This is a genomic window from Polyangium sp. y55x31 (assembly GCF_029946505.1).
Taxonomy (GTDB): Bacteria; Myxococcota_A; Polyangia; order Polyangiales; family Polyangiaceae; genus Polyangium.
In genome coordinates, this window is record NZ_JARZHG010000001.1 from 240,500 (window position 1) to 260,573 (window position 20,074).

Annotated in this window: 15 protein-coding genes; 10 read left to right on the top strand and 5 right to left on the bottom strand. The window is 69.0% G+C overall.

The window, feature by feature from the left end; genetic code table 11:
* Positions 1-6: 6 nt before the first annotated feature.
* Positions 7-363: a response regulator gene (locus tag QHF84_RS00635; RefSeq protein WP_281311154.1), complete on the top strand. Its 357-nt coding sequence runs from the start codon at positions 7-9 to the stop codon at positions 361-363.
* 72 nt (positions 364-435) lie between these two features.
* Here QHF84_RS00635 and QHF84_RS00640 read toward each other — a convergent pair whose 3' ends face one another.
* Positions 436-1,251 (bottom strand): HAMP domain-containing sensor histidine kinase, encoded by an 816-nt coding sequence (locus QHF84_RS00640; protein ID WP_281311155.1) that lies wholly within the window; start codon positions 1,249-1,251, stop codon positions 436-438.
* Between the two features lie 299 nt (positions 1,252-1,550).
* Here QHF84_RS00640 and QHF84_RS00645 point away from each other — a divergent pair, with 299 nt between their 5' ends.
* A complete protein-coding gene (locus QHF84_RS00645; protein WP_281311156.1) occupies positions 1,551-2,999 on the top strand; it encodes a hypothetical protein in 1,449 nt (482 codons plus the stop codon).
* 4 nt (positions 3,000-3,003) lie between these two features.
* Here QHF84_RS00645 and QHF84_RS00650 read toward each other — a convergent pair whose 3' ends face one another.
* A complete protein-coding gene (locus tag QHF84_RS00650; RefSeq protein ID WP_281311157.1) occupies positions 3,004-3,687 on the bottom strand; it encodes a hypothetical protein in 684 nt (227 codons plus the stop codon).
* A 158-nt stretch (positions 3,688-3,845) separates the two neighbouring features.
* On the opposite strand from QHF84_RS00650, the gene QHF84_RS00655 reads away from it, so the two are divergent.
* Positions 3,846-4,067 carry a hypothetical protein gene (locus QHF84_RS00655; protein WP_281311158.1) on the top strand — a complete coding sequence of 74 codons (222 nt, stop codon included), beginning with the start codon at positions 3,846-3,848 and terminating at the stop codon, positions 4,065-4,067.
* On the opposite strand, the gene QHF84_RS00660 is transcribed toward QHF84_RS00655, so the two are convergent.
* The 3 genes from QHF84_RS00660 to QHF84_RS00670 form a co-directional block, all read right to left on the bottom strand.
* The gene (locus tag QHF84_RS00660; RefSeq protein WP_281311159.1) at positions 4,058-4,756 is read right to left on the bottom strand and encodes a hypothetical protein; all 699 of its coding nucleotides are present in this window, start codon (positions 4,754-4,756) and stop codon (positions 4,058-4,060) included. The two genes, QHF84_RS00655 and QHF84_RS00660, sit on opposite strands and share 10 nt — an antisense overlap.
* A 16-nt stretch (positions 4,757-4,772) precedes the next feature.
* Positions 4,773-8,864 (bottom strand): DUF2339 domain-containing protein, encoded by a 4,092-nt coding sequence (locus tag QHF84_RS00665; protein WP_281311160.1) that lies wholly within the window; start codon positions 8,862-8,864, stop codon positions 4,773-4,775.
* Between the two features lie 160 nt (positions 8,865-9,024).
* On the bottom strand, positions 9,025-9,507 hold the full coding sequence (locus QHF84_RS00670; protein ID WP_281311161.1) for a hypothetical protein: 483 nt from the start codon (positions 9,505-9,507) through the stop codon (positions 9,025-9,027).
* A 375-nt stretch (positions 9,508-9,882) separates the two neighbouring features.
* Between QHF84_RS00670 and QHF84_RS00675 the strand changes: the two genes are divergently transcribed.
* The 7 genes from QHF84_RS00675 (at position 9,883) to QHF84_RS00705 (ending at position 19,962) form a co-directional block, all read left to right on the top strand.
* The gene (locus QHF84_RS00675) at positions 9,883-10,785 is read left to right on the top strand and encodes a hypothetical protein (protein ID WP_281311162.1); all 903 of its coding nucleotides are present in this window, start codon (positions 9,883-9,885) and stop codon (positions 10,783-10,785) included.
* Positions 10,786-11,123: 338 nt separating this feature from the next.
* Positions 11,124-11,585, top strand: coding sequence for a hypothetical protein (locus QHF84_RS00680; protein ID WP_281311163.1), 462 nt, complete (start codon positions 11,124-11,126; stop codon positions 11,583-11,585).
* A 273-nt stretch (positions 11,586-11,858) separates the two neighbouring features.
* The gene (locus tag QHF84_RS00685; RefSeq protein WP_281311666.1) at positions 11,859-15,662 is read left to right on the top strand and encodes a serine/threonine-protein kinase; all 3,804 of its coding nucleotides are present in this window, start codon (positions 11,859-11,861) and stop codon (positions 15,660-15,662) included.
* A 48-nt stretch (positions 15,663-15,710) separates the two neighbouring features.
* Positions 15,711-16,211, top strand: coding sequence for a hypothetical protein (locus tag QHF84_RS00690; protein ID WP_281311164.1), 501 nt, complete (start codon positions 15,711-15,713; stop codon positions 16,209-16,211).
* A gap of 344 nt (positions 16,212-16,555) precedes the next feature.
* A complete protein-coding gene (locus tag QHF84_RS00695) occupies positions 16,556-16,996 on the top strand; it encodes an STAS/SEC14 domain-containing protein (RefSeq protein WP_281311165.1) in 441 nt (146 codons plus the stop codon).
* Between the two features lie 23 nt (positions 16,997-17,019).
* Positions 17,020-18,123 (top strand): terpene synthase family protein, encoded by a 1,104-nt coding sequence (locus QHF84_RS00700; protein WP_281311166.1) that lies wholly within the window; start codon positions 17,020-17,022, stop codon positions 18,121-18,123.
* 33 nt (positions 18,124-18,156) lie between these two features.
* Positions 18,157-19,962 carry an acyl-CoA dehydrogenase gene (locus QHF84_RS00705; RefSeq protein WP_281311167.1) on the top strand — a complete coding sequence of 602 codons (1,806 nt, stop codon included), beginning with the start codon at positions 18,157-18,159 and terminating at the stop codon, positions 19,960-19,962.
* Positions 19,963-20,074: the final 112 nt, after the last annotated feature.

Here is a 20,074-nt window from a genome sequence, read left to right on the forward strand (position 1 = left end):
TGGCCGATGAAGACCATCCTCCTCGTGGACGACGAGCTCGCGATCGTCGATACGGTCGCCGAGGTCCTCGCCTGGGAGGGCTATCGTGTCGTCACGGCCCCGAACGGCAAAGAAGGGCTCGCTTTGGTCGCGAGCGAGCGCCCCGATCTCGCGCTCGTCGATTTCATGATGCCGGTGATGGACGGCGTGCAGATGCTCCGCGCCCTGCGCGCCGATCCCGCGTATGCGACGCTGCCGGTCGTCCTGATCACGGCCGCGCCCAGGGCCTTGCCCGCGGACGTCCGGGCGAGCACGCCCGTGCTGGCCAAGCCCTTCGACGTTCAATCGCTGCTGCGCGTCATTCGAGGCCAGATCGACCCGTGACGGGCTCCCGCGGCAAGGAGAGCACGAACGTGGCTCCCTCCGACGGCCGGCTCGTGACCGTCACCGTGCCGTTCATGGCCGTGGCGACCTGCTTGACGATCCAGAGGCCCAGGCCAAACCCGGCGAGGTGCGTCGTCGTGTGGACGCGCGCTCGAACCGGTGGAAGATCCGCGCCTGATCCTCGATTGCGATGCCCACGCCGTGGTCCTTCACGGTGATCCGCGCCGAGGCCTCGAGCCCCTCCACCTCCACGTGCACGGGCTGGCCGGCGCCGTATTTCATGGCATTCGACAGCAGGTTGTGGAGCACGAGCTCGAGGAGGGGTCGATCCCACGCGCCGAGGACCTTGCCATGGCTCGAAAAGGTGCACGGGCAGCGGGCCCAGGCGAGCTCGTCGCGCGCGGCGGCGATGACGTCGGCGACGAGCGCGGAAAGATCCAGCGGCTCGGGCCGGATCTCGATGCGGCCGGCCTGGAGGCGCGAGGCGTCGAGCAGCGCCCGCACGAGCCTCGTCATGCGATTCGAGCTGCCTTTGGCCTTCTCCAGGTGGCTCAGCACCCACGCCTTCGGGACCTCGTCGGCGGCGCCGCGGATCCGCGCGTGCAAGAGCTCCAGGCAGATGTGCAGGGCCTGCAGCGGGGTGCGGAGCTCGTGCGAGACGGTATTCAGCACGCTCTCGAGGCGCTGCTCGGCCTGGAGCACGTCTGCCCGCGCGGCTTCGAGCTCGCGCGTGAGGCGAACACGCTCCTCTTCGAGCATCCTCCGCTCGGCGCGCAGGCGCATGACCTCGTCGGAGAGCGGCTCCTCGGACGAGGACCCGTCCTCCCGGGGCTCGTCGTTCGGGACCAGAGGCGACGACGGGAACGCGGAGCGTGGAGACGGAATCATGCGTGGGTGAACCACCGATATCCTGGAGCCCCGGGCGCATCAAACACGGCCTTGGTCAGTGGCTGGATGAATTTCGCGTACGGAAATTCATGCACGCGGCTGTGAGTGCCCAAGCTGGCGCATTGTTGTAAGGACAACCAGGAAGGAGACAACCCGTCGCAGCGGTCGATCTCGCCCCAAGGCCTGCGAAGGCGAGCGCGTCTCACGCGGAGGCCACGGCCCGGCGCTGTCGCCGCGTGGGTACGATGGAGGAGCGGCATATGCAGAGGGATGCATCGAAATCGGGGACGAGGCGCAACATGACGATCGGAACGGCGCTCCTCGCGGCGCTCGCGCTCACGGGGTGCGGCGCGAGTGTCTCCACGGTCCCCGTGAGCCCCGAGCAAAACCCGCTCCCTTCGCCATCCTCGAACGAACCCGCATCCCCCACGACCGCGCTCCGATTCCGCGATGGCCTGCTCGCCCTCGCTCGACAGGACGCCACGCAGAAGCACGACGAAGCGAGCTGCAGGGCCACCGCGGCGCATTTCACGGCCGCCGCCGACAGCCGCGAGAGCGCCTCGATCCGGGCGCGCGCCCATTACAATGCAGGCGTGGCCTACGAGCGATGCAGGCTCGATCGCGAGGCGCGGGAGCAATTCACGAAGGCGCTCGCGGCGGAGCCCACGTTCCACCGGGCGCGGGCCGAGCTCGCACTCCTGGATTTCGCGGCGTCGGGCGGGAAAAACTTCGACGCGGCGATCGCCGAGCTGACGCGGGCCGCCGTCGTCGACGCGCAGTTCAAGGATGCGACCTCGCTCGTGCACCTAGGCGAGCTGCACCTGAAACGAGGGCGCGCGACGCCGGACGCGGATGGGCTCACCGATGCGCAACGCGCGAAGAAATACGCGCAGAGCGCGCTCGCAGTCGATGATCGCGCCTTGCCGGCCTACAACCTCCTCGCGCTCATTCATCTCGGGACGGCGCAACGAAAAGCCGAGGCGTCGCGGGCGCTCGGCCCGCTCAACACGAGGAAGATCGACACGCAGGTGCTCGAGCTCGCGGCGCTCGTGTGCTCGCAGGCCATTCGCAAGGATCCGCGGTATGCGCCGATTCACAACACGGCCGGCATGATCCAGGTCGAGCTCGGGGATTTCACGGCGGCCGCGCGTTCGTTCGACGAGGCGCGGAGGCTCGATCCCGCGTTCTTCGAGGCGCACATGAATTTCGCCGCCGTGAACCTGCGCTTCCGCGGTTTTTCGCCGGCCGAACAGGCCTACCGGGCAGCGCTCGCCTTGCAGCCGGGCGATTACGACGCGCGCATCGGCCTCGCCCATGCGCTCCGCGGCCAGATCGACGAGGCGAACATGACGCAGAAGGTCGCCGAGGTGCGGAGTGAGCTCGCGAAGGCGAAGCAAAGCGCGCCCGAGCGGCCCGAGGCTTATTACAACGAGGGAATCCTGACGCAGGAGTACGCGGCGATCGCAGGCGGAGAGCGTCCCGAGCTCGCGACGCGCAAGGCCAAGGAGCTTTTCGGCGTCTTCCTCCAGAAAGCCGGCACCGATCCGACCTACGCGGACGCCGCGCGGCGCGCGCGCGAGCGGATCGAGGAGATCAAGCAGGTCGAGGGCTTCATGGAGGGGGACGATTGGAGGAGGACGGAGGCCGAGCGCAAGGCCGAAGAGGTCGAGCGGAAGAATCGAATGGCCGAGGAGGAGGCGCGCGCGGGGGAGGAGGAAGAAGCGCCGAAGCCCGCGACGAACCCGTGAGGAATCAGCCGGCGCGCAAGAGCACGCGATCGTAAAGCGGCTCTTCCTCGACGTCCATCCAATCGATGTCGTGCACGACGGCGTGCGCGAGAATGCAGAGCCCGAGCAGCGGCAATCCGTCGTCCTCGTCGTCCTGCTCGCGGAAATACATGACGAACCCCGTCCCGTCCTCGCGAGCCGGCTCGTCCTCCTCCGGATCGAAGGCGATCATCGCTTCGACGTCGAAGTTCCGCATCTCGTCGATGCCGAGCGCGCCCTCCTCGGGCAGGCGCTCGTTCAGGAACGCCAGCATGGCGTCCCAATCGTCCTGCATGAGCCGATAGACGACGTTCGCGTGGACCTCGATCTCGACGGGCGAGCGCGCCTCGAAATGGGAACGAAGCAGCCCCACGTGGCGCTTCGTTTCGGTCGCGAAGAGCGTCTCCAGAAGCTCGTCGGGCTCCGTGTCGACGCTGTCCGCCTCGTAAAATCCGCGGTCCGGGTCCTCGTCGAGCCCGAGCAAACGCTCGAGGCGCTCGAGGTACACCGTCTCGCTCCCGCCGTCCTGGAAGGTGATCTCGTACCGATCGACGACAAAAAGGAGCGTGCCCGCCTTCGAGACCTTCGCGAGGAGCTCGGGGGGTCGGGAGGGCCCGACGGAGCGACGCGCGAACGCAAAATCCACGGGCCCGGTGAGCTGTACGGCCATGATGAAGGCCTCCGCGCGAAGGGGAGCCGAGGACGTCCCCGCTGTCAAGCGCGGGTCTTTCTTTCACGCGTGATCGATGCGAACGGGCCCACGTTCTTGACGCCCGGTGAAAACCGGCGGATGCTGCAAAGGCCGCGCAATACGAACCCAAGGCCCCGATGAGCACGACCATTCGCCCCGTTCGCAGCGAAAATCCCGGTGGGGGCTCGGAGCTCTCCGTGGAGGAGCAAAAAGAACGTCTGCGCGGCGAGAACAGGGTCTGGCACATCGGCCGCACGAGCCGCGATGACAACGATCCGATGGCCGGCCTGAACGGGAGCAAGGTCGATCTGACGCGCGTGCTCCGGGGTCGCCGGCTGCGCGGCGACCGTCAGCGATAACCACCTTCCCGGGCCGCCGCCGCGGCTTCCGTCAGGCGCGTCGCGAGGACCTCTGCGTCGAGGCCGGCTTCGTGCTCGGTGAGGATGAACGTCTCCCCTTCCCGCGTCGTCGCGACCCAGGGGAGCTCCTCGCCGCCCGCGATGTCGTCGCGGCTCCGCACGAGCACGAAGACGCCGCGCCCATCGAGGTCCCGCGCAAGGCCCACGCCGCGCAGGATCGAGGTGGGGACGTTGACGTCGCGGCCACGGACGCGCAGCGAGACGAAATCGGCGGAGATGGTTTCGAGGCGAATGGGCTGGCCATACCGGACGTCCGCGACGACGCCCTTGTCGTGCACGAAACCTACCGCCGCGCCGGCCACGCCGGCGCCGAAAAACATGAACCCGAGGACCACGAGCTCCGAGGCGAGCGCGCCGATGGCGATCGCCCAGACCAGGGCCACGAGGACCAGGGCGAACGCAAGGACGCGCATCCCCGCGCCGAGCCGGATCCGCCGCACGGTGCCGGTCTCCTCGACGGAAAGGCCCAGCATGACGAGCCCGAGGCCCATGACGGGCAGGCCCGGCGGCGAGAGCAGGAACGACAAGAACCCGTCCCGAGCCGCGGAAAAAGCCGTCGCCGCGAGCCCGAAGGAGGAAAACGCGTACGAGAAGGCGCGCCCCTGGGAGAGGAGGAAAAAGCGACGCACGGCGGACGCGAAGATATCACGGAGGAGGCGGGGGCGTGCTGGAATCAGCCGGTTTGCCCTCGTCCGCGGCGCCCGCGTGGCGGAGCAGCCGGATCGCCCAGAGCGAAAGCGCGAGCAGCACGACCGCGAGGCCCACGCCGAGCGCCGCCCGGTGCCGCTCCGTGAACGGCAGCGGCGCCGCGCGGTCCGCTTCTCCAAAACGAGGGTTTGGCAGGACAGGCCCCATCTTCGCTTCCCGCGGGGCTTCAGCGCGATCGGCGCGGTCCAGGATCGCGGCGAGATCGTAATACGGCGCGGCGGCGGTCCGATCGCCGACATAAAGCCGGTGCTCGCCGGGCGTCGCCGCGCGAAAGACGATCTCGCGGGCGCGCACTTCTCCACGCGCGCCGCGGATCACGAGCGGCGGCGAGTCCTCGTCGTGGATCACGAGCCGGAAATATCGCTTGCGGGTCTCCTCGATCGGCAGCCGCATCGATTCCAGCACCACGCCCGGCCGCGGCGTGATCCGATAAAGCACGCCGCCGCCCACGGCCGGCCAGACCTCGCGGAAGCTCGTCGCCGTGACGTCCACGCGCCGGCGGAGCTCGCTCGTCCCCACGTCGAGCGTGATCGCCTGGATCGGCAGCCCCTCCGCGCCTGCGTCGAGCGTGACGACCGTGGACCGCTCCGCCTCGTCGCGCCGGATCTCCTCGATGCCGAGCGGCGCCTCGGAAAACGCATTCGCGCCGTCGTTCGGGGCGGGGCAGCGGAACACGCCTCCCGTGATCGAGATCCGCCCACCGGCCTCGGCCGCGTCCGAGGGCAGGAGCGTCACGCGCACGAGCTGCGCTTCGGACTTCGGGTACGGGACTTCCAGGTGCTCGACCGTGCCGCGCTCGTGCCGGATCCGGTACACGAACGGCCCCTCCGCGACGACGCCGAGCGCCTCGCGGCTGTCGCCCGTCTCGATGCGTACGCGCCGGAGAAACGTCTCGCCGGTGACGTCGAGCACGAGCCGACAATGCAACGTCGACGCGGGCAGCCGGAACGTCGCCACCGCCGCGCCGCTCCCGAGCCACGCGGGATCCAGGAGCTCACCACGCACGTCCGGCGTGAGGCGATGGGCCGCGACTTCCCGCACGATCCGCGGCACTTCGCGACCGGCTTCGTCTGCGATCCGCACATCCGCGAAGAGCTCGGCGGACGTGCTCGCCCGGTAGAGCGCGTCGTCCACGGCGAACCGATGATCCCCGGCGGCGTCGATGCCCGTCACGACACGCATCGACGCGTACTTGCCGACCGGGAGGAGCCGCGGCGCGAGCTCCTGCGCGTCCGCGCGTGAGGCGACGAGCAAGATCACGAACGCGGATCCACCCGTGCGCATCAGCGCGAGGAGGCGATCGCTGAACCGCGCATAAAGAAAACCTCCGCCGACGAGGAGCGCGCCGACGCCGGTGAGCAGGAGGATCTGGTAGATGCGCTCGACGCTCCACACGTCCCAGACCGCGAGCTTGGCGACGGCGAGGAAAAACAAGGCGAGCCCCAGGTATCGATGAAGCGCGCTCCGGGCCGCAAAGCCGAGCGCGAGCAGCGCCGCGGCCGCGACCGAGAGCACGAGCGTTGTCGTCATGGCGAGCCTGCCCTGCTGGGACTCCAAGAGGGCCGTGAGGCGCGCGGAAAAAGCCGCCCACTCGGGCGCGTCGAGCGGCACGGGCGGAGGCGCGGGGAGCGTGGTCACGGCCGAGCGGACTTCGAGCACGGCGAGCGTGATCCAGAGCGCATGGCCGCCGATCGCGGCGATCCCCGAGGCGAGGTCGAGCCACGTCCGCGCCTCGTCCTTTGCTGCTTCTGCGCGCTTCGCCCCTGCGGCGAGCAGGTACGCCGCGACGAGCAGCGAGATGCTCATGCCCGCGAGGCCCGTGGCGCGCGGGCTCCGGAGCAAGGGCACGGAGAGCACCCCTTCCCTGCCCTGCGTCGCGAGGAACTGCTCGACGAGCGCGTGCGTGCCCCACACATCGAGAACGACGAGGCGAACGAAGGTCGCGGCGAACAAGAGCGACGTGACCACGAGCCACCCCCACTCCCGCGAGCGCGCCGCGATCGCTGCTGCGACGCAGGCGAGCGCGGCCCAGAGCACGGTGATCGTGGCGCCCTCGAGCCCGAACGCGAGCGCCGCCGCGAAGAGGCCGAGCGCGAGCCCCGCGAGCACGGACAGGCGCGCGCTCGCCTCGGGCCTCCAGCGTACGATGGCCGCGGCGAGCGCGAGATCCGCGGCACCCGCGGCCGCCGTGATCAGCGCGCGGAGCGTCGGCACCTCGTCGCTCGTCGACGCGAGCGCGGCCGCGACGGATGCGAGCGTGGCAAGTGACCCCGCAAGGACGGAGCTCCAGCCTATAGGCGCAGCGGCACGGAGCACCGCAACCCCGACGGCCACGAGGTGCACGATCCCGAAGACCACGAGCGCGCCGAGGAACGCGGGAGACCAGGGAAGCGCCGGCAACGCCTCTCGCACGCACCCTGCGGCGATCGCGACCACGAGCGACGCGGCGCCCACGGCGGCGAGGTGCAGCGCGCCGAGGCGAGCCTTCAGCGCGAGCGCGACGGCGGCGGCGCTCCCGATCGAGGCGAGCACGACGAGGATCGCGGGCTTCTCGGGCAAAAGCTGCACGGCGGCGAGCACGACGAAAAGCCCGGCCGCGACGCTGCCCGCGATGGCCGCGCCGGCCGGGAGGGGATCACGGCGGAGGACTTCGTGCACGAAGCCCGCGACGTACACGGCCGTCCACCCGCCGAAGAGTGTGACGAGCCAGAGCCTTTGATCCGCGGGGACATCATGGCTCACGACGAGCAAGACCACGAACGCCGCGGCCATGGGCACGGCGAGCAGCTCGGTCGCGCGGAGCGCGCCGAGGAGCGCGATCGCCGCGATTCCGAGTCCGATCGCGAGGACCGAGAGCACCCACACGTGGTCGTGGAGCAACATCGCCGCCCCCGCGTGCGAGAGCGTGAGCGCGGCGAGCGCGAAGAGCTTGGCATCGAGCTTTCGCGGGGTGCGGCGGTCGAGGTAGAGCGCGACGGCCGACCACTGCGCGGAAGCGAGTCCGACGAAAAGCAGCGGCGCGAGACGCGCGGTCAGGCTGTGATAAGGCCCGAGGCGCGCTTCCGGCGGCACGTCGCTCCACGCGGGCGCTTGCCCGTGGATGTCGAAGTACTTCGCATACCAGCCGAGGAAAAGCGCGGCCGATCCCGGCACGACGAGCGCGGGGACGAGGCGGAAGCCGGCGCGCAGCGCGACGCCGAGGGCCATGGAGCCGAGGAGGAGCAGGTAGCCGAAAAGCGCGGCGGGTCGGTCCTGTCCGGTCGAGAGGACGACGGGGTTCGCGAGGCCGGCGACGAGGACGAGGACGAGGAGCGACTCGGCGCGGTGGCGAAGCGAGAGGCCGGCGCCGAGCGCGAGCACGAGGGCCACGGCGACGAAGGCTGTGGTCGGGGGAGCGAGCTGGTAAAGGGCGACGCTCGCCCAGAGCGAGGCGACGAGCGTGGCGAGGCCGATGCCGGAGAGGGCATGCACGAAGCTCGGGCGGGTCTTCGGCCGCAAGAGCTCCGCGGAGGCGAGGAGGACGACGCCGAAGGCAGCGCCGAGGGCGACGCGGCCGGTAGGGCCGATCCAGGCGTTGTCGACGGCGTACTTGAAGAAGAACAGGGCGCCGAGGAGGAAGGCCGCCGCGCCGATGCGCGTGAGCCATGTGAGGCCGAGTTGTTCTTCGAGGGAGGGGGCGGGCTCCGTGGGGGGTGCGGAGGCGGGAGCGGGAGTGGAAGCAGGCGCGGCGGCGGAGGCGGGAGCGGCAGCGGAGGCGGCAGCGGCAGCGGGCGCGGCGGCGGGAGCGGAGGCGGCAGCGGGCGCGGGAGCGGGTACGGAAGCGGGTGCGGGCGCGGGCGCGGGCTCCATACGCTCCACCCGCGCGAGATGCCTCGAAAGCTCTGCGATCCGCAGCTCCTGCGCGTTGAGCCGTTCTTCGAGCTCCCTCGCTCGGCTCCTCGCCTGGAGCGCCACGATCACCGCGACGATCGGCGTGGCCAGGAACAACCCCACGAGGCCCAGGCCAAGCAGGACGAGGAGCGCCTCCATGCATTTGCACTACCACGGGCTCGCGCGCACCGGAGCGCGGATCGGGACGGGTGTGCCAGCAGCGGCAGGAAGAATTACTCGTTCGCAGGGTCGGACTCGCGGTGGCTACTGCCCCACGTGCCGGAGCCTGTCAACCCGCGGATGGACGGCCGCCGTCGACCTAGAGCGGTGCGCCTTCCGGATACACCAAGCTCAGTCGTTTCTCGCGCAGTCGGGCTTCTTCGAGGCAAACTTCCTCGATCTGCCTGACCAGCTCTTCCGACAGCCCGAGCTTCGCTGCCATTCGGATCACCGTGGCCCTCTCTCGGTCACTGTATTGGCCATCGGCGCTGCAAGCTCGAATCGCGTCGTACACCAGAAAACGCCGTGAGGCACTCGACGCCGGCGTCATGGAGATGACTTGCTCGATATCTTCGTCGGCCTTGTAGGATAAAAGCTTGTCCAACAACGAGTCCGATGCACCAAAAGCAGCAGAGTGGCCGACCGCCCAGTCCCTCTCTTCGGGCGTCAATTTGCCGTCCCCATTGGCACAAATGAGGACCGCCTTCATGTAGCCCTCGAACGTTTCATCCGTTGGAAGTGTGGTGAAGTTGGCCTTGTCCTTGAACAGCCACAGATAGCCTTTTTCTTTGTTCGTCGTCATGTTCGGCCCTCGATGCTCGGCGGTCGCTGTCATGCACAGGTCGCCAGCGTGGCACTCCCGTTTCATGCCTCGCGGTAGATGTCAATTTTTCGCTATGGGGTGATGGTTCAGCGACGAATCTACGATGAACCGACCACCGGCTGGAGCGCTGACCGCGATGATTCGACCAGTGCTTGCATGGAGTGCCGAATCGCTCGTTGATCGGTCGGGCGACAGGGAAACGAATGAGGGGCTCACGATGCGCCCGGGAACCGGAGGATCACGGATCGTGAAATTCGTGCTTCCCGTATACCTTCGACCAGCGGCGGGCACAGACTGCCAGGCTCACGCTTCTGCGTGGATCCTTGCTTCAACACTGGCTTTATCGAGGTGAACATGCGCCCCGGAGTCCACTGGCAAACTCCCGTGACCGTCACGCTGCTCTCGCTCATGACCAGCGCCGCCGTCCTCGCGACCAGCACGAGCGCCCCTGCGTCGGACGCGCCGTTTACGTGCCAAACGTTCCTCACGAACCCTCGGAACGGGCAGACGGCGACGCCCGCGGACGTCGTGATCACCGGGTTCTCGACGTGCAACCCGCCGCAGAAGCCCAGCTTCACCGATGACACCGGCGCCGCGATCCCTGTCGATTTCGTCGTGACACCCACGCAATCCGGGTCCGATTTCACGCTCACCCCGAAGGCGCCCCTCGCCGCGGACCGCACGTTCACGGTCTCTGCATTCGACGAGACGGTCCATTGTGTTCGGCCGCCGAACCGGATCACCTTCTCGACGGCTGTAAATCCGAGCGTGGCCGAGGTCGAGATCGTGAGCGAGCCTGAGAGACTGGTCGCCCTGAAGGTGTACCTCTCCGAGCCCGTGATGAACCCGGGTGATCTGGGCGATGGCTCGTCCTTGTTCTCCGTCACGATCGATGGGTTCGATCTCGCGGGCATCGGCACTGCAGAGCACGACGGAACCGGGGTCTCGATCACCTACAAACCCCTCGCCTCGCAGCCCGCCATGACGCAGGCGGTTCACGTCCGACTGAAGCAGGGCCTCGTATTCGCTTCCGGGGAGACGCTGGCGGAGGATCTCGACGTCTCGTTCGTGCCCTCGGAATGGCCCTATGGTTGGTCGCCCGCCGGCAAGATTCCCGTGGGTTGTGCGCCGCCATCGAGTGACGTTGGTGGTTGCAGTGCGTCGCCCACCGGAAGCGGCGAGGGCGGGAGCGCGATCATCGGGGTGGTGATGATGGGCTTGCTCGCCCGGGGACGGTGGCGGCGCGGGCGCCGGTAGGCGCCGGACCTCCGGCTGCGTCTCCGCTTTCGCTTCCGCGACATTTGGCCATACGCTGGCCGATCATCCGCCTCGCCGTCGCCGATCCTCGACACCTCGGTGGCTGATGCTTTCCAACCGGGTGGCCGATCCTCCGCCACCCATCAGCCGATCATCCGCCACCCAACGGCCGATCATCCACCGCCGATCAGCCGATCATCCGCCATCCATCAGCCGATCCTCCGCCATCCATCAGCCGATCCTTCGCTCTCGTGGTGCGAACCATCCCCCTTACGACGGTCTCGCAACGCCTGTCGAGGATGAGTAACCTGCCTCCCGAAAGTGAGGAATGTTCGAGCATGGACAACAAAGTCGGCGACTCGCTCTTGACGCCTCAGGAGCATGCCTTGTTGCTCTCGCAACTGAAGGCGATCGTGGAGAAGCTCCGGGCGCACGGGATCTCGCTCACCGTCGACGAGCGCAAGCGTGTGCTGCGGCAGCGCAGGGGCGCGGAGCCGCACATCCAGCGGGTGATCGATCTGGCGAAGAAGTACAATGTCTCGCTGAAGACCATCCCGCTTGCGGGGCTCGAGAACGACCTTGCTCTCGCGAAGCAACTCCAGCCCATCGAGGAGGAGGTCCGCGTGGCGCTGCAGCTTGCCGAGGACACGGGCTTGCAGGCCGGCTCGGAGGCGTGGGAGGCGTTCCTCGCCTACTACGGCGTGCTCTCTTCCATGGGCGAACGAATCCCCGACCTCGCGGCCGAGCTTCAATCCGTGGTCGACTTCATGGCGATCGGACCGCGCAAAAAGACCCCCTGATCCCTCTGCATCGACCGCATCGCGGTCGATGCACCCCGAGTCCAGCGCTTGCGCTGGTCCGGGTCCAGGGGTGGACAACCCCTGGTCGGGGTCCGGGGTGAAACCCCGGCGCTACGCCCCGGCGCTCCGCGTCCTCGGTCACCTTCACAGGCGCCTAACATGGCGCCGCTTGGATCCCGGCTCCTCCCGGGTCAGAATCCCTGTTCGCGCATGCGCCCTGGAGACATCATCGGTGAGCGCTTCCGTGTCGAGCGCCTGGCCGGCGTGGGCGGCATGGGGGAAGTGTATCGCGCCGAGGATCTCCAGACGGGGGATGTCGTTGCCTTGAAGCTCCTCCGCGCGTCGGAGCTCTCGAACGCTGAGCGGCTTGCGCAGGAAGCGCGTGTGCTCGAGACCCTTGGTCACCCGCACATCGTGCGTTACGTCGATCATGGCGTTGCTCCGACGGGTACCCCTTGGCTTGCCATGGAGTGGCTCGAAGGCGAGAGCCTTGCTGCGCGCCTTGGCCGCAAGGGCCTGCGCCTCGAGGAATGCATCACCCTTGCGGTGCGGGTTGCCGATGCTCTTGCCACGGCTCATGCGCGTGGCGTCGTTCACCGTGACATCAAGCCGAGCAACCTCTTCCTCGAGCGCGGCGAGATTGATCGCGTGAAGGTGCTGGATTTCGGGGTTGCGCGGGATCGGGGGCGGGGACGTTTGACGCTCACCGGTACCATCGTGGGAACGCCGGGGTACATGGCGCCTGAGCAGGCGCGCGCCGACAAGGCTGGCGTCGATGCGCGCGCGGATGTGTTTTCCCTCGGTGCCGTGCTCTTCGAATGCCTCACGGGGCAGCCTGCGTTCGATGGTGAGCATGCGTTCGCGATCCTCGCGAGCTTGCTTCTCGCCGAGGCTCCGCGCGTGCGGGACCTCCGCCCCGATGTGCCCGAGGCTCTCGATGACCTCGTGGCTCGGATGCTCGCGAAGGATGTGCAGAGCCGGCCTGCCGATGCAGGTGCCGTTGCGCGCGCGCTGCTCTCGCTCGGGCCCATGGAGGGCAACGCGACGCAGGTCCATGCGACCTCGGCGGAAGTCATCACCGACAGCGAACGACAGCTCCTCAGCATCGTCGCTGCGCTGCCGCCTTCGTTGCCCGATGGCAAGGAGGCGCCGTCGCGGTTTTTGCCGCGCGAGCGCATCGCGGCCATCGAGCAGGAGATTGCGCCGCTCGGCGCGCGTGTCGAGGAGATCGAGGGTGGCGCGCTGCTCATCGGCCTCGTCGGTCGCGGCAACCCCACCGATCAAGCTGCCCGCGCGGCCCGCGCTGCGCTGCGCTTGCGCGCCCTCGCCCCCGAGGCCCGCATCGTGCTCGTCACTGGGCGCGAGGAGAGCTCGCAAGGGCTCGCGCTCGGTTCGGTTTCGAAGCGCGCTGCTGCGCTGCTCGACCTCGGCGAAGAGGCCGGCGCTGTGCGGATCGACGCCTCGACGCAGGCCCTGCTCGATGTGCGCTTCGACGTGAGCGCGGGCGCGGACGGCATCTTCCTGCGCGGCGAGCGCGAGGTCGGCTCGGGGACGCGTACGCTGCTCGGCAAGCCGAGCCCGTACCTCGGCCGCGAGCGCGAGCTCCGCAGCGTGCGCGACTTCCTCGAAGAGGGCCTCGATGAAGGCAAGCCGCGTGTCGCCCTCGTGCTCGGCCTCCCTGGCATGGGCAAGTCGCGCCTGCGGCACGAGCTCGTCGAGCAGCTTCGCCGCGGCGCCGTGGAGCCAGCGGTCGCGATCGGCCGCGGCGATCCGATCGGCGCGGGCTCGGCCTTCTCCATCCTCGGCTCCGCGATCCGCACGATGGCGCAGATCGGCATCGGCGAGCCCGCCGCTTCGCGCAGACACAAGCTCGAGGCGCTGGTCGCGACGTACCTCGCGGGCGATGATCTCCCGCGCGTCACGGCGTTCCTCGGCGAGATGGTCGGCGCTCCTGCCAGCGACGAGCGCCCCGATCTCCGCGCTGCGCGCCAGAACGCCACGCTCATGGCCGATCGCATCCGCGAGGCGTGGCTCGACTTCGTGGAGGCGCTCTCGGTCGTGCGCCCGTTCGTGGTCGTCCTCGAGGATCTGCACTGGGGCGATCGCGCCTCGATCAAGCTCGTCGACGCGGCGCTCGCGATGCAGGGCGAGGGCCGCTTCGCCGTGCTCGCGCTCGCCCGGCCGGAGCTGCACGATCTCTTCCCGAAGATCTGGGCCGACAGGGAGCTACTCGAAGTGCGCCTCGGCGAGCTCGGGCGCCGCGCGGCCGAGCGGCTCGTCCGGCATTTCCTGGGGGAGATCATCTCCGAGGAGGAGATCCAGCGCCTCGTCGATCGCGCCTCCGGCAACGCCTTCTACCTCGAAGAGCTCATCCGCGCCGTGGCCGAGGGCCGCGGCAGCGATCTGCCCGAGACCGTGCTCGGCATGGTCGAGGCGCGCCTCATGTCGCTCGAACCCGAGGCGCGGCGTGTCCTCCGCGCCGCCAGCGTCTTCGGCCAGTCGTTCTGGTGGGGCGGCGTCGCTGCGCTCATCGGCGACGCGTCCTTGCCGAACGGCCGCGTCGGTCTGCTCGATCGCCTCTGCGAGCGCGAGCTCATCGTGCGCCGCCGCGAGAGCCGCTTCCTCGGCGAGGAAGAGTACGCCTTCCGCCACGCGCTCGTGCGCGAGGGATCGTACGCGATGCTCACCGAGCGTGATCGCCGCCGTGGGCACGCGCTCGCGGCCGAGTGGCTGCTCGCGTCGGGCGAGACGGACCCGACGATCCTCGCCGATCACTTCGAAAGCTCCGGCGACATGGAGCGCTCGGCCGAGTACTTCGCGGCCGCGGCCGAGCTCGCGCTGTCGGCTGGGGATTTTTCCGCGGCCGTGAGCTTCACGGAGCGTGGCCTCGTGGCGAGCCCACGCGCGGATGTCGTGGCCCAGCTCCGCGCGATCCGCGCCGATGCGCTCAACTGGACGAGCTCCTCCGCGACGGCCTACGAGGCGGCCATGGAGGCGCTCGAGAGCGCGAGGCCGGGCAGCAAGGACTACGCCCGCGCGCTCGGGGCCGCCCTGGGCAGCGCCTTGCTCCTGCGCAAGAAGGACACCGTCGCCTCGCTCATGGACGAGCTCTATCGCATCGAACCCACCGAGGACGCCGTCCCCATGCTCTCGTTCGCCTACAGCTCCGCGGTCATCTCGCAGCTCGTCATGGGCGAGCGCGCGATGGCCGAGCGGTTCTTGCTCCGCATGGAGCAGGTCTTCGGCCCCTTCCTCGCCCGCGATCCGTCCGTCGCAGGCCGCTTCGGGTATGCCCGCGGCTACTGGCACAGGGTTGCCGAGCAGGATCCGTATACCGCGCTCGGCATCGAGCGCGAGGCCATCGCGAACTTCATGGTGTCCGACGATCGCCGCTTCTTGCCGCTGCTCCGCGCCCACGTCGGCCTCGACCTCGTCCTGCTCGGCGCGTACGACGAGGCCGAACGCGAGTTCGATCTCGCGCTCGCGGCCGCGCCGGCCGACAGCGTCTCCGCGCTGCTCGCCGGATGCTTCCGCGCCGCGCTCTTCCTCGAACGCGGAGAGCTCGAAGAGGCCATCACGCTCGGCACGACCGTCGCGGACGCGGCCGCCGCCCACAGCGAGGGCGTGATCAGCGTGAGCGTGCAGTACTTCGTCCTCGAAGCGCACCTGCGCCGCGGCGACCTCGACGCGGTCCGGCGCCTGCTCACGGCCGTCGCGCCCCTCGTCGAGATCCTCCCGCTCGGGCAGATCTGGTCACTCGCGGGCCACGCCGCGCTCACGCTCGCCGAGGGCCGCCCCGAGCGCGCGATCGAGCTCAGCCGTAATGCGCTCGCGAAATCGGCCGAGGTCGGGATGAAACACACGAGCGCCCACGCGCGCATCCTGCTCACGCACGCCGAGGCGCTCTGGGCCGTCGGCGAGCACGGTGAGGCCCGCGCCGTGATCGAGGCGGCCCGCGCCGAGCTCCTCGCCCGCGCTGCGCGCATCCCGGACCCGTCCTACGCCCGCACCTTCCTCGAGGCTGTCCCCCTCCATGCGCGGCTCCTCGACCTCTGGAAGGCGTGGTGCGGCGCCTAGAAACGGCCCTCGCATTGCCTCCGCACAGGCGCCCGGTACGCTCGTGGCATGCGCCGAAATACGTCTCTGCTTCTCCTAGCTTTTGCCCTCGTCTCCCTCGCCTCGCCGTCCGCGCACGCCGACGAACCACCGGGCTGGGTGCCCACCGACAAAGCCGAAGACCTCCCACCACCGCCACCCGCGCCGCCGCCGCCGCGCCCAGGGCCCACGACCTACACGGTCGAACAGCCGGAGCTGCCCGCAGGTGCGACGAAAATGGCGAGCCCGGCGGCGTTTTACGTCGGGCTGACGCTTGCCGGCGTGGGCGCGCTCGGCGTCGTCACGGGCCTCGTGATTCGGGCGGATCTCCCGGAGACCGAATGCGAAAACTGCCCCGCCGAAGAAAAACGTTCGGCCTCGCTCGGCCTGCTCATCGGCGGCGGCATCGGCATGTTGATCGGCATCCCGATCGCCGCGGTCGGGGGTCGACAGGTCGCGGACGAACCGTCGTGGGCGCGCCCGAAGGTCTTCATCTCTCCGCGCGGCGGCGCGCTCCAGTGGACGTTCTGAACGTCGCACCGCCATCCGATTGGTGAATTCGCGGAGGCGTCTCCGCTACACCTCGCAATGCCCTCCACCCGGGACGTCGGTCCTCGGGGACGAACCCGAAATGCTCGAAAATGCCCAACTCTCCGGGACGTCGGGGCTGAACGGGGTGTGCATGCCGTACCCATCGGGAGCGGCGGAAACCTGCGCGCATGCAATGCATGCACGGGCGGCCATCGCCTTCCGCTGAAATTCCCGTCCGTCTTTTGATTCCCTGGTGTTCTGATCGACCATGGTGCGCGGCATGACGCGTGCACCGCGGAGGTAGGCGACCTAGACGCTTTGCCTGGTTGTCGAAAGGCTCTCACGTGCTTCAAGCCACGCAGGAACAAGGGATTCGATACGATGTTGGTTCGAGCCGGATGTGCTTCGAGCCGCCGGACACGTGCTTCGTGACCTATGTCGGGGACCTCGACGCGGACGTCGTCGCGCGGATGAACGCGGTGCTCGAGGAGACGACGCGGCATCGCAGATCCGTCGATTTGCTCGTGGATCTGTCTCGTACGGGACAGGTGTCGGAGCGCGTCCGGCGCCACGCCGCCTTCGGCATGCTGCTCCTGAACCCGCGCGCCACCGCCGTGTTCGGCGCCGATTTCCACCTCCGCGTGGTCGTTTCGATGATCACGAAGGCGATTCGATTGCTCCACGTGGATCTGCGCGGGCAGATCAAGTTCTTCGATCGCGAAACGGACGCGCGCGCCTGGCTCGCCGAGGTCAGGCGAAGAGAGACGATGCAGCGCAGCGCTTGAGCGTTTTTCGGGGGGGAGCGGTCATGCTTGCAGCCACGGAACGGACCGACGAGATCATCACGGTTTGTCCTGCCAGAGAGATCACGGCGCCACGCGCGCCGGACCTCGCGCTCGGGATCCCGCGCCACTGGTGGCCGGATCCGCTCGTGAACGTGCACGCGGCGCGGATCGAGGAAGAGACGCTCGCCTGGTTCCGCGAGCTCGGCTTCGGCGAGCGCTCGATCTGGATCGTCCGCACCTTCGCGCCGGCCGATTACGCGGGCATGCCGTTTCCGCTCGCGGAGCCGCGCGAGCTCTTGCTCCTCGCCAAATACCTCTCGCTCTGGCTGCTCTGGGACGACGTCGACGTCGAGGGCCGCGAGCGCACCTTCCCGTTCTGCGGCCCGGCGATCCTCGAGCCGAGCGCCTCGGGCGTCACCACGCTCTTCGGCGCCACGTGGTCGGCCCTGCTCCGCGAGCTCGCCCTGACGATGAGCCCCGGCTGGATGGCGACCCTTTGCGAGGCCATGGACACCTGGAGCACGGCCGCGCTGAAAGAGGCGCGCACCTCGAAGCAGCGCCGCGCGGGGCTCGCCCGCGTCTCGTACGAAGAGGCCCTGCGCTCGCGCATCGACACCATCGGAATGGCCGCGACGGGGTATCTCCTCGAATACGCCCGCGGCGTCGAGCTCCCGCCCGACTTCCACGCGCACGAGACGGCGATCGCCTTGAAGACCCTCTCCGGCAAGATCGTCGGCCTCGGCAACGACATCTGGAGCCTCGGCAAGGACTGGGCTTCGGGCTACGTCAACGTCATCCTCGCGCTCCGCGACGAGCATGGGCTCTCCATGATGGAGGCCGTGCGCCGCATCATCCGCGATCACGACGACGCCATCGCCGAGTTCGACCGCCTCGCCCGCTCGCTCCCGAGCTTCGGCGCGGACTGGGACGCGCACATCGCGACGTGGGTGCAGGATCTCCGGCACGCCTCCCTCGGCTTCACCCTCTGGGAGTCGCGCGCTCCGCGTTACGCCGCGTTCAAGATGCTCGTGAATGGCACGCCGATCGATCCCTCGTTCATCGTGCCCACGTCGCTCGCTCCGCGCGCCGCGGCGGCGACCGCGTCCGCCTACGCTCCGCACCCTTGACGCCTCTTCGCCGCTGGCATCACGTGCGCCGCGATGCCCTCGGCCCCCACGAACCCCCTCGTCAGCGATCGATTCATCGACTTCCTGCTCTTCGAGGTGCTCGACCTCGAAGGCCTGCTCGCCCTGCCGGATTTCGCCGAGCACACGCGCGAGACCGTGGGCATCTACCTCGGCACGGCGCGAAGGCTCGCGCGCGAGCTGCTCTTCCCGGCCTACAAGCCCATGGACGAGGCCCCGCCGCGCCTCGAAAACGGCCGCGTGCGGGTTCACCGCGCCATGCACGACATCTATCCGCGCCTCGTCGAGCTCGGCGTCCTCTCGGCCACGCGCCCGCCCGAGGCGTACGGGCAGAGGCTCCCGCTCACCGTCGCCTCGCTCGCCACGAGTTATCTCATGGCGGCGAACCTGTCGGCGTACGGCTATCTCGGCCTCACCACGGGCGCCGCGCGGCTGCTCGAGTCCTTCGGCTCGGACGAGCTCAAGGAGCGCTTCATGGGCCCGCTCTATCGCGGCGAATGGACCGGCACGATGGCCCTCACGGAGCCCCAGGCCGGCAGCAGCCTGAGCGACGTCGAGACGCGCGCCACGCCCACGGCCGAAGGCCATTACCTCGTCAAGGGCTCGAAGATCTTCATCTCGGGCGGCGATCACGACCTCACCGAGAACATCGTCCACTTGACGCTCGCCCGCATCGACGGCGCGCCGCCCGGCATCAAAGGCATCAGCCTCTTTGCGATCCCCAAAAACCGCCCCGAGCGGGGCGGACTCGTCCCGAACGACGTCGAGGTCGCGGGCGTGATCCACAAGATCGGCTGGCGCGGCCTGCCGAGCCTCGCCCTCAATTTCGGCGAGGCGGGCGATTGCCACGGATATCTCGTCGGCGAGCCTCACCGCGGCATTTCGTACATGTTCCAGATGATGAACGAGGCCCGGCTCATGATCGGTATGAATGGCGCCGCCACGGCCTCGGTCGCGTTCCACGAGTCGCTCGAATACGCCAAGACCCGGCCCCAGGGCCGGAGGCTCGGCGACAAGGACCCGCGCGCCCCGCAGATCCCCATCATCGAGCACGCCGACGTCCGCCGCATGCTCCTCCGCCAGAAGGCCATCACGTGGGGCAGCCTCGCGCTCCTCGGCCTCGCGGCGCGCCTCTCCGACCTCGCAGAACACGCTCGGGAAGAAGCCTCCCGCGCGCGTGCCGCGATGCTCCTCGACCTGCTCACGCCCATCGCGAAGAGCTTCCCGGCCGAGCGTGGATTCGAGTCGAACACGCTCGCCGTGCAGGTCCTCGGCGGCTACGGCTACACGAGCGAGTATCTGCCCGAGGCGTGGCTGCGCGATCAGAAGCTCAACAGCATCCACGAGGGCACGACGGGCATCCAGTCGCTCGACCTGCTCGGCCGCAAGGTCCCGGCCGCGGGCGGCGCGGCGTTCGGCGCGCTGCTCGAGGAGATCGCGGCCACCTGCGACGGAGCCCGGGACGCGGGCGTGAACCCGGATCTCGTCCAGCGCGTCGAGGGCGCGGCGATGGCCATGCGGCAGATCACGCTCCACCTCGGCTCCCTCGGCGCGCAGGGCGACGTCCGAGGCATGCTCCTGCACAGCGCCGATTACCTCGACCTCGCGTCCACCATGGTCATCGGCTGGACGTGGCTGCGCCTCGCGGCGGCCGCGCAAAAAAACCGCGCGGATCGCCCGCAGGATCACGATTTCTACGAGGGCATCACCTCGGCGGCCCAGTACTGGATTCGCACCGAGCTCCCGCGCGTCGGCTACCTCGCCCAGCTTTGTCGCTCCGGCGAAGATTCTTACGATCGCGTACGACCGGAGTGGTTCTGACGCGCACGGATCCGACGTCGACGGTTCACGATCCGGCGTCCCACGCGGCCTTCCTCGGGCCGCGCGGTAAGCCTGCGATCTTGTACGGCTCACGCAGTCCATGGTAGTGTCC